The sequence below is a fragment of the Bacillus sp. LB7 genome (assembly GCF_030449715.1).
Classification (GTDB): domain Bacteria; phylum Bacillota; class Bacilli; order Bacillales; family Bacillaceae; genus Bacillus; species Bacillus paralicheniformis.
In genome coordinates, this window is record NZ_JASGCA010000052.1 from 1 (window position 1) to 1,086 (window position 1,086).

Sequence of the window (1,086 nt, forward strand, 5' to 3'; positions counted from 1 at the left end):
TAGTTGTGCGATATGTCAGAACATGATCGTCAGGGCAAATATAAGCATCGTAATATTCATCGTATACATATTCATGTTTTCTCATGAACCCTTTTTTGGTTTGTGGTCGGGTGTAGGGCATGACGGGACGGACATTTTGATCACTTAGAAATTTTGCGATAAACGGCGTTTTATATCCTGCATCAACTGCGACCGTATGAGGCTTGGCGACGCGCTCTTTCACTTGTTGAAACAGGGTGGTGAACACTTGGCTGTCATGAATATTGGCAGGCTCAACAACCGTCCCAAGTACAAATCCGTTCCGGTCGCAAGCTGTATGAAAACCATAAGCAAAAAGGCGTTCCCGTTCACCCTTTACAAAATAGCCGCTCTCAGGATCTGTCGTACTTTCCTTTATTTCACGTTCCTCTGAGCATTGCCTGGGCTTTAAGGGCTTTTTGCCGTTGGCTTCACGATCGGCATTAATTTCTCGATCTAATTGTTCCTGATAAGCTCTTGTTTCTTTTCTCACAATCTTCTTCACAAACTTTTTCTTATTCGCATTGGCTTTGACATGGGTTCCATCGATAAAGGCGACCGACGGGTCGACAAGACCGAGATCCATGGCTTGACGCAAGATTTTATAGAAGATCGTTTCAAATAAATCCGTATCATGAAAACGGCGCTCATAGTTTTTACTGAAGGTTGAAAAATGAGGGATTTTTTCAGAGAATCCATATCCAATAAACCAGCGATAAGCGACATCGGTTTCGATCCGCTTAATGGTTTCGCGCATTGAGCGATGGCCAAACACGTACTGAATCAGAACCATTTTGATCAATACAACAGGATCAATACTTGGACGTCCTTTGGAAGAATAAAGGGGAGCAACTTTTTCATAAATAAATGAAAAATCCATAGCTTCTTCTATTTTCCTGACCAGATGATCTTCCGGAACAAGTTCACTTAAGGCAAAGACTTCAAGCTGTTCGCGCTGATCTTTAGAGTGCTTAGACAACATGGAAAAACCTCCAAAAACTAGATTTCACTCACATTTTAACAAAAAAAGCTTGTCGATCAAGCCACTTTTTATGGCTTTGTCGACAA

General features: G+C 41.7%; 1 protein-coding gene. It reads right to left on the reverse strand.

Annotated elements, in window-relative coordinates:
- A partial coding sequence (locus QMZ64_RS22995) for an IS1182 family transposase (protein WP_301441637.1) occupies positions 1-1,000 on the reverse strand: 1,000 nt, incomplete at its 3' end.
- Positions 1,001-1,086 lie beyond the last annotated feature (86 nt).